We start from the raw sequence: 12,681 nt of genomic DNA on the forward strand, positions 1-12,681 counted from the left end.
CATCATGGCTAATTCAGGCGATGTTTCCGAAGCGCTCGCTCGGGGTCATTCGCAGCTGACTGCACTTTGTGAACTGGCCTCGAATATTTGCCTGCCGGGCGATTGGAAACGCTGCTCGGCGGTGTGATTCAGGCCTCATGTCACCTGCGCTCGTTACAACTGCAAACTCCACCGTTACGTAGCGAAAGCCCCGTAGGACGGCCTCGCGCCCTGGTGAATTGCGTTGGTCAGGGCCGGTCTTTGACCGTGATTCCTCTGTCCAGGCCGCTTTTGGCGGCGTTCGCGACTATAGCAGCAATGATTAAGTGCTTCAATTCCATAAAAATTGTTATCATCCGCGGCATGACAACTACTGCCCCTTCGACTCCAGGCGTTCAACTGCTTGAAGTCTCGCCGGAGTATGCCGGCCAACGAATCGACAATTTCCTCCTCGCCCGGCTCAAAGGCGTGCCCAAGACCTTGATTTACCGCATTTTGCGCAAAGGCGAAGTGCGTGTGAACAAAGGCCGGATCAAGCCCGAATACAAGCTGCAGGCCGGCGATATCGTGCGCGTGCCGCCGGTGCGCGTGCCTGAGCGCGATGAGCCGGTGCCGCTGGCCCAGGGGCTGCTGCAGCGTCTCGAGGCCTCGATCATCTACGAAGACAAGGCGCTGATCGTGATCAACAAGCCCGCGGGCATTGCTGTTCACGGTGGCAGCGGCTTGAATTTTGGCGTGATCGAAGCCTTTCGTCAGTTGCGTCCCGACGCGAAAGAGCTGGAGCTGGTTCACCGTCTCGACCGTGACACGTCTGGCCTGCTGATGATTGCCAAGAAGCGCAGCATGCTGCGTCACCTGCACGAAAAACTGCGTGGCGACGGCGTCGACAAGCGCTACATGGCGCTGGTTCGCGGTAACTGGGCCACTTCAATCAAGCAGGTCAGTGCGCCGTTGCTCAAGAGCAATCTGCGCTCCGGCGAGCGCATGGTCGAAGTCAACGATGAAGGCAAGGAAGCCCTGACCGTGTTCAAGGTGCTGCGCCGCTTCGGTGATTTCGCCACCATGGTCGAGGCCAAGCCGGTCACCGGTCGTACGCACCAGATTCGCGTGCATACCTTGCACGCCGGGCATTGCATTGCCGGCGACAGCAAGTACGGCGACGACGATTTCACCAGGGAAATTCGCGATCTGGGCGGCAAGCGCCTGTTCCTGCACGCCTACATGCTGACCGTGCCGCTGCCCGATGGCGGCAAGCTGACCTTGCAGGCCCCGGTCGATGAGATGTGGGCCAAGACTGTGGAGCGCCTGAGTGCAGCACCCTGATTACAAACTGTTGATTTTCGACTGGGACGGCACGCTGGCCGATTCCATTCACCGGATTGTGGAGGCCATGCACTCTGCATCCGGGCGTTCCGGCTTCGAGCTGCGCGATGATTTCGCAGTCAAGGGCATCATTGGTCTGGGTTTGCCAGAGGCGATTCGCACCTTGTACCCGGAGATCAGCGATGCCGAAATGACCGCGTTTCGCGAGTACTACGCCGATCACTATATCGCTGCCGAAGCCGTGCCTTCGCCGTTGTTCGAGGGTGTCATCGAATCGATGGCGTCGTTTCGCGAGCAGGGTTATCACCTGGCGGTAGCGACCGGCAAGAACCGCCGCGGGCTTGATCGCGTGCTCAAGGCCAATGGCTGGGAAGATTATTTCGATATCACCCGCGCCGCCGATGAAACCGCCAGCAAACCGCACCCTCTGATGTTGGAGCAGATCCTCGCACATTGCGGTGTGCGGGCCGAGCAGGCGCTGATGGTGGGGGATTCGTCCTTCGATCTGCTGATGGCGCGCAACGCGGGAATGGGCTCGGTAGCCGTCAGTTATGGCGCGCAGTCGATCGAATCGTTGCAACAGTTCGAGCCGCTGCTGTCGATCGACCGGTTTTCTGAATTGCATGCCTGGCTGGGACAGCAGGCTTAATACGTTTTTGGGGTGATGGCATGACCGACGAATGGAAAGCACCGGCCAAGGCAAGTGCCGACGACGGTGACGCGAAAAGCTGGAAGCTGCTGGAAAAAACCTTGCTCGCGGGCGTGCAGGAACAACGTCGCTCGCGGCGCTGGGGGATTTTCTTCAAGCTGCTGACGTTTGTTTATCTGTTTGTTGCATTGCTGCTGTTCACGCCGCTGATGGATATGGAAAAGAGCGCCACGCGCGGCCCGAACTACACGGCACTGATCGAAATTGACGGCGTGATCGCGGATAAAGAACCCGCGAGTGCCGACAATATCGTCGGTAGCCTGCGCGCGGCATTCGAGGACAAGAAGGTCAAGGGCGTGATCCTGCGCATCAACAGTCCTGGCGGCAGTCCGGTGCAGTCGGGTTATGTCTATGACGAAATCAAGCGGCTGCGCGGTCTGCATCCAGAGATCAAGTTGTATGCGGTGATTTCCGATCTTGGTGCTTCCGGGGCCTACTACATCGCCAGCGCGGCCGATCAGATCTACGCCGACAAGGCCAGTCTGGTCGGTTCGATTGGTGTAACGGCAGCCGGTTACGGCTTTGTCGGTACCATGGAAAAGCTCGGCGTCGAGCGTCGCACCTACACGTCGGGCGAGCACAAGGCGTTTCTTGATCCGTTCCAGCCGCAGAAGCCTGAAGAAACGGCTTTCTGGCAGAGTGTGCTGGATACCACGCACAAGCAGTTCATCAACAGCGTCAAGCAGGGTCGTGGCGATCGCTTGAAGGACAAAGAGCATCCGGAACTGTTCTCCGGTCTGGTCTGGTCAGGCGAGCAAGCGCTGCCGCTGGGTCTGATCGACGGTCTGGGCAGTGCCAGTTCGGTTGCGCGTGACGTGATTGGCGAGAAGGAGTTGGTGGACTTCACCGTCCAGGAATCGCCGTTCGATCGCTTCTCGAAAAAGCTCGGCGCCAGTGTGGCCGAGCAGTTGGCGATGTGGATGGGATTCCACGGTCCATCGTTGCGATAAGCCTTCGCTGTAGAAAAAAACCGGCCTTCAATGGCCGGTTTTTTTCTGGGTCAGGGAATCTGCACGCCTTCGGCCAGCAGCATGTCGATCAGGCGAATCAGCGGCAGGCCGACCAGGCTGGTGGCGTCCGGGCCTTCGGTGGACTGGAACAGGCTCACGCCGAGGCCTTCGGCCTTGAAGCTGCCGGCGCAGTCGTAAGGCTGTTCGAGGTGCAGATAGCGCTCGATGCGCGCTGGCTCGAGTTGGCGCATGTGCACGGTGAACGGCACGCAGTCGACCTGGCAGTGGCCGGTCTGGCTGTTGAGCAGGGCCAGGCCGGTCAGAAAGGTTACGCGACTGCCGCTCGCGGCGAGCAGTTGCTCGCGAGCCTTCTCGAAGGTGTGCGGCTTGCCGATGATCTGCTCGCCGAGTACGGCAACCTGGTCCGAGCCGATAATCAGATGGTCCGGATGGCTGTCGGCCAATGCCCGCGCTTTTTCCTCGGCGAGGCGTTTGACCAGGTCGATGGCTCGCTCGCCGGGACGGTGGCTTTCGTCGATGTCCGGCGAGCTGCAGACGAACGGCAAGTGCAGGCGAGCGAGCAATTCGCGTCGATAGGTCGAGCTTGAAGCAAGTAATAAAGGCAGCATGGACGTCTCCTCAGGCAGGTGCGGATTCTAGCGGAGGCACGCAAGTGACGGACAGGGCACAATTTCCTTTGACATGGGTGGGTGCATCCCTATAATGCTGCGCCTATGTTGAATGACCCGATTCCACCTCACGTTGACCCGCGCAAATTGGCTGACCGTGGCACCACCCTTCAAGGTGAACTGCTGCTGGCCGATTTGAAGAGACTCTGCGACCCGCTTTCCGACGATGTCGGTACGGTGCAGGCCAAATTCGTTTTTGAACGAGATGAACGTAAATCTGTGGTGATCCACAGCTTTATCGACACCGAAGTCAAAATGGTTTGCCAGCGTTGTCTTGAGCTGGTCACCCTGCCGATCCACAGCGAATGCAGTTACGCCGTGGTGAAGGAGGGTGCGAATACCCAGTCGTTGCCGAAAGGTTATGACGTGCTGGAACTGGGCGAAGATCCATTGGATCTGCAGTCACTGATCGAGGAGGAGCTTTTGCTCGCCTTGCCCATTGTGCCTGCTCATCATCCGGAAGAATGCCAGCAGCCGGCGGGAGCAGATGAGCCCGAACCGAGCGAGGACGAGGTAACGCGGTCCAACCCGTTCAGTGTATTGGCGCAGTTAAAGCGTGACCCAAACGTTTAGGAGTTAATCAATTATGGCTGTTCAGCAGAACAAAAAATCCCGCTCTGCCCGTGACATGCGCCGTTCGCACGACGCTCTCGAGGCTAGCACCCTGTCTGTAGAAAAAACCACCGGTGAAGTTCACCTGCGTCACCACGTATCGCCAGAAGGCGTGTACCGTGGCCGTAAAGTGATCGACAAGGGCGCTGACGAGTAATCACTTGTCTGCTCAAGTCATCGCGATTGACGCAATGGGCGGGGACTTCGGTCCCCGCAGCATTGTTCAGGCCAGCCTTGCTTGCCTGTCTGCTACGCCCTCGCTGCACCTGACCCTCGTCGGTCAACCTTCCCTTCTTGAAGAACTGATCAACGGCCAATCGGCTGCCGATCGCGCGCGCCTGACGATTGTACCGGCCAGCGAAGTCATCACCATGGACGAAAAGCCGACCCAGGCGCTGCGTGGCAAACCGGACTCGTCGATGCGTGTCGCCCTCGAATTGTTGCGTGACGGCAAGGTTCAGGCCTGTGTCAGCGCCGGCAATACAGGTGCGTTGATGGCGTTGTCGCGGTTCGTGCTGAAGACCTTGCCGGGCATTGATCGTCCGGCAATGGTCGCCGCGATCCCGACGCAGACTGGCTATTGTCAGTTGCTTGATCTGGGCGCCAACGTCGATTGCAGCGCCGAACATCTGTTGCAGTTCGCCGTAATGGGCTCGGTGGCGGCGCAGACGCTGGGCATTCATCGCCCGCGCGTGGCCTTGCTGAACATCGGTACCGAAGACATCAAGGGCAATCAGCAGGTCAAGCTGGCGGCGACGCTGTTACAGGCGGCGCGTGGCATCAACTACACCGGTTTCATCGAAGGCGACGGTTTGTACCGTGGCGAGGCGGATGTGGTGGTGTGCGACGGTTTCGTCGGCAACATTCTGCTCAAATCCAGCGAAGGCCTGGCGACGATGATCGCTGCGCGCATCGAAGCGTTGTTCAAGAAGAATCTTGCCTCGCGGGCGGTAGGAGCGCTGGCGCTGCCGCTGATGAAGCGCTTGCAGGCCGATCTGGCGCCGGCGCGACATAATGGCGCAAGCTTTCTCGGCTTGCAGGGCATCGTGGTGAAAAGTCACGGATCGGCCGGCGTTCAGGGCTTTCAGAGCGCGATTTCCCGTGCACTGATCGAGATCCAGGAGAACTTGCCCCAGCGTCTCCACGGTCGTCTGGAGGACCTGTTGTCTTAGGCGTTTTCGTCGGACAATGCTTAAATGTGACCGCCCGGTTCAAAGGGCCATCCAAACTGTCAGTTTCTGGCGTCCCGAGCGGGGCGTTATTTTCCGACGACAAGATCATTAGGGGCTTGTTACATGTCTGCTTCCCTCGCATTCGTCTTTCCAGGACAGGGTTCGCAGTCCCTCGGCATGCTGGCCGAGCTGGGCGCGCAACATCCGCTGATCCTCGAAACCTTTCAAGAAGCCTCTGCTGCGCTGGGCTATGACCTGTGGGCGTTGACCCAGCAGGGCCCGGAAGAGCTGCTCAATCAAACCGACAAGACCCAACCGGCCATTCTGACCGCCTCGATCGCCTTGTGGCGCCTGTGGCTGGCGGAAGGTGGTGCGCGTCCGGCATTCGTTGCCGGTCACAGCCTGGGTGAATACAGCGCGCTGGTCGCTGCCGGCAGCCTGACTCTGGCTGATGCGGTCAAGCTCGTTGAGCGCCGCGGTCAGCTGATGCAGGAAGCGGTTCCGGCCGGGCAGGGCGGCATGGCCGCCATTCTCGGTCTGGAAGATGCTGACGTGCTGGCCGCCTGCGCCGAAGCGGCGCAAGGTGAGGTCGTCAGCGCAGTCAACTTCAACTCGCCTGGCCAAGTGGTGATTGCCGGTGCCAAGGCTGCCGTCGAACGTGCCATTGAAGGCTGCAAGGCCCGTGGTGCCAAGCGCGCCATGCCGCTGCCGGTGAGCGTGCCGTCGCACTGCGAACTGATGCGCCCGGCCGCCGAGCGCTTTGCCGAGTCCATCGCCGCCATCGACTGGCAGGCGCCGCAGATCCCGGTCGTACAGAACGTCAGTGCACAAGTGCCGGCCGACCTGGAAACCCTCAAACGCGATCTGCTCGAACAGCTCTACAAGCCAGTGCGCTGGGTCGAGTCGGTGCAGACGCTGGCCGCCAAAGGCGCGACCGATCTGGTCGAATGCGGTCCGGGCAAGGTCCTGGCCGGTCTGAACAAGCGTTGCGCCGAAGGCGTTGCGACTTCTAACCTCAATACCCCAGATGCCTTCGCTGCCGCTCGCGCAGCGCAGGCCTGAATCAGGAGAAACTTGCATGAGTCTGCAAGGTAAAGTTGCACTGGTCACCGGTGCAAGCCGCGGTATCGGCCAGGCCATCGCGCTGGAACTGGGTCGTCAGGGCGCTATCGTTGTCGGTACCGCGACCTCCGCGTCGGGCGCCGAGCGCATTGCCGCGACCCTGAAGGAAAACGGTATCCAGGGCACCGGTTTCGAACTCAACGTCACCAGCGACGAATCAGTCAGCGCGGTACTGGCGGGCATTCAGGAGCAGTTCGGTGCGCCGGTGGCGATTCTGGTCAATAATGCCGGCATCACCCGCGATAACCTGATGATGCGCATGAAAGACGATGAATGGTACGACGTGATCGATACCAACCTGAACAGTCTGTATCGCCTGTCCAAAGGCGTTCTGCGCGGCATGACCAAGGCGCGTTGGGGTCGAATTATCAGTATTGGCTCGGTGGTGGGTGCCATGGGCAACGCCGGCCAAGTAAACTATGCAGCCGCCAAGGCCGGTCTGGAAGGTTTCAGCCGGGCGATGGCGCGTGAAGTCGGTTCGCGTTCCATTACGGTCAACTCGGTGACCCCAGGGTTCATCGACACCGATATGACCCGCGAGCTGCCTGAAGCACAGCGTGAAGCCTTGCAGACGCAGATTCCGCTGGGTCGTTTGGGGCAAGCTCAAGAGATCGCGTCCGTGGTCGCTTTTCTTGCATCCGACGGTGCGGCATACGTCACTGGGGCTACAATCCCGGTGAACGGTGGGATGTACATGTGAGTAAAATGTGACGGATTGCTTCAAAAAAATGTCATACGAGCTGTCTAAAATCCGTTATAAAGCTGCAATCTATTTATAGGCAGAGGGCTGCAGGGTTTGAGGAGTGAAGCTTTCAGTTGAAAAACTGAAAAGTCTTTCTATACACTTACCCACTGGCCAGCTGCCTGAATTTGTCCATTAGGAGTGAAAACAAGGTATGAGCACCATCGAAGAGCGCGTCAAGAAAATCGTTGCCGAGCAACTGGGTGTTAAAGAAGACGAAGTGGTCAACACCGCTTCCTTCGTAGAAGACCTGGGTGCCGACTCCCTTGACACCGTTGAGCTGGTGATGGCTCTGGAAGAGGAATTCGAGACCGAAATCCCTGACGAAGAAGCTGAGAAGATCACTACTGTACAAGCTGCAATCGACTACGTTACCAGCCACCAGGCGTAATAGTTTGTAATCGTTGCTTGCTGTCATGGAAAAACCGCACTGCCATCATGGCGTGCGGTTTTTTCTTTAGGCCTGATGCAAAATCGTCATTTGAAAAAGGAGAGTGCTGTGTCGCGTAGACGCGTCGTAGTCACCGGTATGGGTATGTTGTCGCCACTGGGCACGGATGTGCCGAGCAGTTGGCAGGGCATTCTGGCTGGCCGCAGTGGCATTGGTCTGATCGAACACACCGACCTTTCTGCCTATTCGACCCGCTTTGGCGGTTCGGTCAAAGGCTTCAATGTCGAGGAATACCTGTCGGTCAAGGAAGCGCGCAAGCTCGACCTGTTCATTCAGTACGGCCTCGCCGCAGGCTTTCAAGCTGTGCGCAACGCCGGGCTGGAAGTCACCGACGCGAACCGTGAGCGCATCGGCGTTGCCATGGGTTCGGGGATCGGCGGTCTGACCAACATCGAAGAAACCAGTCGTACCCTGCATGAGACCGGCCCACGACGAATTTCGCCGTTCTTCGTGCCAGGCTCGATCATCAATATGATTTCCGGTTTCCTGTCCATCCATCTCGGAGCACAGGGACCTAACTACGCCATCGCCACCGCATGCACCACCGGTACGCACTGCATCGGCATGGCGGCGCGCAACATCATGTACGACGAAGCCGATGTGATGATTGCCGGCGGGGCCGAAATGGCCGCGTGCGGTCTGGGCATGGGCGGCTTCGGCGCGTCCCGTGCGCTGTCGACCCGCAACGACGAACCGACCCGTGCCAGCCGTCCGTGGGACAAGGGCCGTGATGGTTTCGTGCTGTCTGACGGTGCCGGTGCGCTGGTGCTCGAAGAACTCGAGCACGCCAAGGCGCGCGGTGCGACCATCTATGCCGAGCTGATCGGTTTCGGCACCAGCGGCGATGCCTTCCACATGACTTCGCCACCGGCCGATGGCGCCGGCGCTGCACGCTGCATCACCAATGCACTGCGCGACGCGAAGATCAATGTCGATCAGGTGCAATACATCAACGCCCACGGCACCTCGACCCCGGCCGGCGACCTTGCCGAAGCCAATGCGATCAAGTCGGTGTTCGGCGATCACGCCTACAAACTGTCGGTCAGCTCGACCAAGTCGATGACCGGTCACTTGTTGGGTGCAGCGGGCGCGGTCGAGGCGATCTTCAGCGTGCTGGCAATCAACAGCCAGGTGGCGCCGCCGACCATCAACCTCGATGAGCCGGACGAAGGCTGCGACCTCGATTTCGTGCCACACACTGCGCGCACCATGGACATCGATGTCGTGCTGTCGAACTCCTTCGGTTTTGGCGGCACCAACGGCACCCTGGCGTTCCGCCGGTTCGCAGGCTGATGGACTGCTGGGTCGACGGTCAACCGGCTGACAGTCTGTCGCTGAAAGATCGCGGCCTGGCTTACGGCGATGGCCTGTTCGAGACCATCGCGGTACGTGGCGGCCGGCCGATTCTGCTGGCGCGGCACCTGACGCGTCTGGCCGAAGGCTGTGCGCGTCTTGCCATCGTCGCTGATATCGAACTGATCGGCGACGAGCTGCTGCGCTATGCGGCAGCTATGGGTGAGGGCGTGCTCAAACTCATCCTCACCCGTGGCGACGGTCAGCGCGGTTATGCGCCCGATCCGACGGCATCAGGCCGCCGCATTCTGCAAGGCAATCCTCCCGCTGCTTATCCCGCTGCCAACGCTGAGCACGGCATACGCCTGTTTCCCTGCAATACGCGCTTGTCCAGGCAGCCGCTGCTGGCCGGGCTCAAACACCTCAATCGACTCGAACAGGTACTCGCCCGCGCCGAATGGCAGGACAGCGAGCACGCCGAAGGCTTGATGCTCGACCGTACCGGGCGCGTTATTGAAGGTGTGTTCAGCAACCTGTTCATCGTGCGCGACGGCGTGTTGATAACTCCGGATTTGAAACGCTGTGGCGTGGCCGGTGTGATGCGTGCGGAAATTTTGTTTCAGGCCGAGTCATTGGCCATCCCCAGCCAAATCACTGATATCAGCCTGGAACAGCTGCAATGGGCCGATGAAGTGTTTGTCTGCAACAGCGTGTATGGCGTGTGGCCGGTACGCGCCTACGCTGCACTGAGCTGGCCGGCTGGCCCGCTCACCCGTAAACTGCAAACCCTTGCCCGCGCCCTATTGGATGCCTGATTTGTGAGACGTAAACTTTTGCTGCTGCTGGAAACCGGACTGGTTCTGGCAGGGCTGCTGTTGGGCGCCAGCGCCTGGAAGATTCACAGTGCGCTGGAGCAGCCACTGAACATCACCCAGGAAGAATTGCTGGATGTGCCGAAAGGCTCGACGCCGACCCGTACATTCCTTTCTCTCGAAACCGATGGTGTCATCAAGGACGCGTTCTGGCTTCGCGTGTACTGGCGCTTCAACCTCGCCGGCACGCCCATCCACAGCGGCGAATACCGCATGCAGCCGGGCATGACCGTCAACGGTCTGATCGACTCGTGGAAGCGCGGCGATGTAGTGCAATACAGCCTGACGCTGGTCGAGGGCTGGAATTTCCATCAAGTGCGCGCTGCATTGGCCAAGGACGAGAAGCTCGAACAGACCCTGAGCGGTCTGAGCGACAGCGACGTCATGGCGAAGATTGGCCATAAAGGCTTGTTCCCGGAAGGACGCTTCTTCCCTGACACCTACCGCTTCGTGCGCGGCATGTCCGATGCCGAGCTGCTGAAAAAGGCCTTTGCTCGTCTAGACGAAGTGCTGGCTAGCGAGTGGGAAAAACGTTCGACCGATGTGCCTTACAAAGAGCCGTATCAGGCGCTGATCATGGCTTCGCTGGTCGAGAAGGAAACCGGCGTACCGCAGGAGCGCGGGCAGATTGCCGGGGTCTTCGTGCGCCGCCTGGCGCTGGGCATGCAACTGCAGACCGACCCGACGGTGATTTACGGCCTGGGTGAGCGCTACACCGGCAAGCTGACACGCGCGCACCTGAAAGAACCGACGCCGTACAACACCTATGTGATTCCTGGCCTGCCGCCAACACCGATTGCGATGGTCGGACGTGAAGCCATTCATGCCGCGCTGAATCCGGTGGAAGGCACCAGCCTGTATTTCGTCGCCCGTGGTGACGGCAGCCACGTGTTCTCCGATGATCTGGATGCGCACAACAATGCGGTGCGCGAGTATCAGCTCAAGCGCCGTGCCGATTACCGCTCCAGCCCGGCGCCGGCAACAGCGCCGGAAACCCCGGCAAGCGAGGAAGCGATTCCGCCAGCCTCGCCCAATCCTGCCCCGGAGACACTGCCACAGGTTGCGCCGCAGGAGCCTGCGCCGGCACCGGATGCCGCTACCCCCGAAAACGCGCAATGACTTTGATTAAGGACTGCCTGTGACTGGCTTGTTTATTACCCTCGAAGGCCCGGAAGGTGCCGGCAAAAGCACCAACCGCGAATACCTCGCCGAGCGCCTGCGCGCCGCCGGTATCGAGGTTGTGCTGACCCGTGAGCCGGGTGGCACGCCACTGGCGGAGCGGATTCGCGACGTGCTGCTGGCCCCGGCCGACGAAGTCATGAACCCCGATACCGAACTGTTGCTGGTCTTCGCCGCGCGTGCGCAGCATCTGGCCGAGGTGATCCGCCCCGCGTTGGCTCGTGGCGCGGTGGTCCTTTGCGATCGTTTCACCGACTCGACATACGCCTATCAGGGCGGTGGTCGCGGCTTGTCGCTGGAACGCATCGCCACGCTGGAAAGCTTCGTGCAGGGCGATCTGCGTCCGGACCTGACGCTGATCTTCGACCTGCCGGTGGAAATCGGCCTGGCGCGCGCCAGCGCTCGTGGCCGGCTGGATCGTTTCGAGCTCGAAGGGCGGGCCTTTTTCGAGGCGGTGCGCAGTGCGTTCCTCAAGCGTGCCGAAGCCGATCCTGCGCGCTATGTACGGATCGACGCCGGTCAGCCACTGAGCAAGGTGCAACAATCGCTGGATACCCTGATTCCGAATCTGGTGGAGCTGAGCCGTGGCTGAGGCCTATCCGTGGCAGGACAGCCTCTGGCAGCAATTGGCCGGGCGTAGCCAGCACGCTCACGCGTATCTGCTGCACGGCCCGGCCGGGATCGGCAAGCGGGCTTTGGCTGAGCGTCTGATGGCCAGCCTGCTGTGTCAGCGTCCGACGCCGGAAGCTTGCGGCGAATGCAAATCCTGTCTTTTGCTCAAGGCCGGCAGCCACCCGGACAACTACATTCTCGAACCGGAAGAAGCCGACAAGGCCATCAAGGTCGACCAGGTACGCGATCTGGTCAGTTTCGTCGTGCAGACCGCGCAACTGGGCGGGCGCAAAGTGGTGCTGATCGAACCGGTCGAGTCGATGAACATCAACGCCGCCAACGCCTTGCTCAAGAGTCTTGAAGAGCCGTCCGGCGATACCGTGCTGCTGCTGGTCAGCCACCAGACCAGCCGTTTGCTGCCAACGATCAAGAGCCGCTGCGTGCAGCAGGCCTGTCCGTTGCCGGGTGAGGCGATGAGTCTGAAGTGGCTGGCGCAAGCGTTGCCGGAGTGTTCCGAAGACGAGCGTGTCGAACTGTTGACGCTGGCTGCCGGTTCGCCGCTGATGGCGGTCAGCCTGCAAGCCCAAGGCGTTCGTGAGCAGCGCGCGCAAGTGGTTGAAGGCGTAAAAAAGTTGCTCAAGGGCCAGCAGTCGCCGACGCAATTGGCCGAAGAATGGAAAAACATTCCGATGCTGCGTCTGTTCGACTGGTTCTGCGACTGGTCGAGCCTGATTCTGCGCTATCAACTGACTCAGGACGAGGCCGGCCTCGGTCTGCCTGACATGCGCAAGGTCGTGCAGTACCTGGCGCAGAAAAGTGCGCAGGGTAAAGTCCTCGATATTCAGGACTGGATTCTCGCCCAACGGCAGAAGGTGCTGAGCAAGGCCAATCTCAATCCGGCGTTGCTGCTCGAAGCATTGTTGGTGCAATGGGTGGGATTGCCTGGTCAAAGATAGAGATGTGTACCTAGACTCTG

At 60.1% G+C, this 12,681-nt stretch carries 15 protein-coding genes; 14 read left to right on the top strand and 1 reads right to left on the bottom strand.

The window, feature by feature from the left end; all coding sequences use genetic code 11:
* The first annotated feature begins 342 nt into the window (after positions 1-342).
* From rluC to sppA, 3 genes are read left to right on the top strand one after another with little or no spacing between them, the layout of a single operon-like run.
* Complete coding sequence (rluC, locus tag BLU24_RS09130; protein WP_093099408.1) at positions 343-1,302, top strand: 23S rRNA pseudouridine(955/2504/2580) synthase RluC; 960 nt, start codon at positions 343-345, stop codon at positions 1,300-1,302.
* Positions 1,289-1,951 carry an HAD-IA family hydrolase gene (locus BLU24_RS09135; RefSeq protein ID WP_093099409.1) on the top strand — a complete coding sequence of 221 codons (663 nt, stop codon included), beginning with the start codon at positions 1,289-1,291 and terminating at the stop codon, positions 1,949-1,951. Before rluC ends, BLU24_RS09135 begins: the two co-directional genes overlap by 14 nt.
* A gap of 20 nt (positions 1,952-1,971) precedes the next feature.
* Complete coding sequence (gene sppA / locus BLU24_RS09140) at positions 1,972-2,961, top strand: signal peptide peptidase SppA (protein ID WP_093099410.1); 990 nt, start codon at positions 1,972-1,974, stop codon at positions 2,959-2,961.
* A 50-nt stretch (positions 2,962-3,011) separates the two neighbouring features.
* On the opposite strand, the gene BLU24_RS09145 is transcribed toward sppA, so the two are convergent.
* Complete coding sequence (locus BLU24_RS09145) at positions 3,012-3,590, bottom strand: Maf family protein (protein ID WP_093099411.1); 579 nt, start codon at positions 3,588-3,590, stop codon at positions 3,012-3,014.
* A 105-nt stretch (positions 3,591-3,695) separates the two neighbouring features.
* Between BLU24_RS09145 and BLU24_RS09150 the strand changes: the two genes are divergently transcribed.
* From BLU24_RS09150 to BLU24_RS09200, 11 genes are all read left to right on the top strand, one after another.
* Positions 3,696-4,223, top strand: a complete 528-nt coding sequence (locus BLU24_RS09150) for a YceD family protein (protein WP_003204262.1) — start codon at positions 3,696-3,698, stop codon at positions 4,221-4,223.
* 13 nt (positions 4,224-4,236) lie between these two features.
* The gene (gene rpmF, locus BLU24_RS09155; RefSeq protein ID WP_003179396.1) at positions 4,237-4,419 is read left to right on the top strand and encodes a 50S ribosomal protein L32; all 183 of its coding nucleotides are present in this window, start codon (positions 4,237-4,239) and stop codon (positions 4,417-4,419) included.
* A 4-nt stretch (positions 4,420-4,423) separates the two neighbouring features.
* Positions 4,424-5,434 (top strand): phosphate acyltransferase PlsX, encoded by a 1,011-nt coding sequence (gene plsX, locus BLU24_RS09160; protein WP_093099412.1) that lies wholly within the window; start codon positions 4,424-4,426, stop codon positions 5,432-5,434.
* A 123-nt stretch (positions 5,435-5,557) separates the two neighbouring features.
* On the top strand, positions 5,558-6,496 hold the full coding sequence (fabD, locus tag BLU24_RS09165; protein ID WP_090285200.1) for an ACP S-malonyltransferase: 939 nt from the start codon (positions 5,558-5,560) through the stop codon (positions 6,494-6,496).
* Between the two features lie 16 nt (positions 6,497-6,512).
* Positions 6,513-7,256, top strand: coding sequence for a 3-oxoacyl-ACP reductase FabG (gene fabG, locus BLU24_RS09170; RefSeq protein WP_090285198.1), 744 nt, complete (start codon positions 6,513-6,515; stop codon positions 7,254-7,256).
* A 196-nt stretch (positions 7,257-7,452) separates the two neighbouring features.
* Positions 7,453-7,689: an acyl carrier protein gene (gene acpP / locus BLU24_RS09175; RefSeq protein ID WP_005892238.1), complete on the top strand. Its 237-nt coding sequence runs from the start codon at positions 7,453-7,455 to the stop codon at positions 7,687-7,689.
* Positions 7,690-7,797: 108 nt separating this feature from the next.
* Positions 7,798-9,042, top strand: coding sequence for a beta-ketoacyl-ACP synthase II (gene fabF / locus BLU24_RS09180; RefSeq protein ID WP_093099413.1), 1,245 nt, complete (start codon positions 7,798-7,800; stop codon positions 9,040-9,042).
* Positions 9,042-9,857, top strand: a complete 816-nt coding sequence (pabC, locus tag BLU24_RS09185) for an aminodeoxychorismate lyase (RefSeq protein ID WP_093099415.1) — start codon at positions 9,042-9,044, stop codon at positions 9,855-9,857. The genes fabF and pabC overlap by 1 nt, the downstream gene beginning before the upstream one ends.
* A gap of 3 nt (positions 9,858-9,860) precedes the next feature.
* Positions 9,861-11,033 (top strand): endolytic transglycosylase MltG, encoded by a 1,173-nt coding sequence (mltG, locus tag BLU24_RS09190; RefSeq protein ID WP_093099418.1) that lies wholly within the window; start codon positions 9,861-9,863, stop codon positions 11,031-11,033.
* 19 nt (positions 11,034-11,052) lie between these two features.
* Positions 11,053-11,685: a dTMP kinase gene (gene tmk / locus BLU24_RS09195; RefSeq protein WP_090285190.1), complete on the top strand. Its 633-nt coding sequence runs from the start codon at positions 11,053-11,055 to the stop codon at positions 11,683-11,685.
* Positions 11,678-12,661 carry a DNA polymerase III subunit delta' gene (locus tag BLU24_RS09200; RefSeq protein ID WP_093099421.1) on the top strand — a complete coding sequence of 328 codons (984 nt, stop codon included), beginning with the start codon at positions 11,678-11,680 and terminating at the stop codon, positions 12,659-12,661. The genes tmk and BLU24_RS09200 overlap by 8 nt, the downstream gene beginning before the upstream one ends.
* Positions 12,662-12,681 lie beyond the last annotated feature (20 nt).

The sequence above is a fragment of the Pseudomonas sp. Z003-0.4C(8344-21) genome (genome assembly GCF_900104975.1).
GTDB lineage: Bacteria > Pseudomonadota > Gammaproteobacteria > Pseudomonadales > Pseudomonadaceae > Aquipseudomonas > Aquipseudomonas granadensis.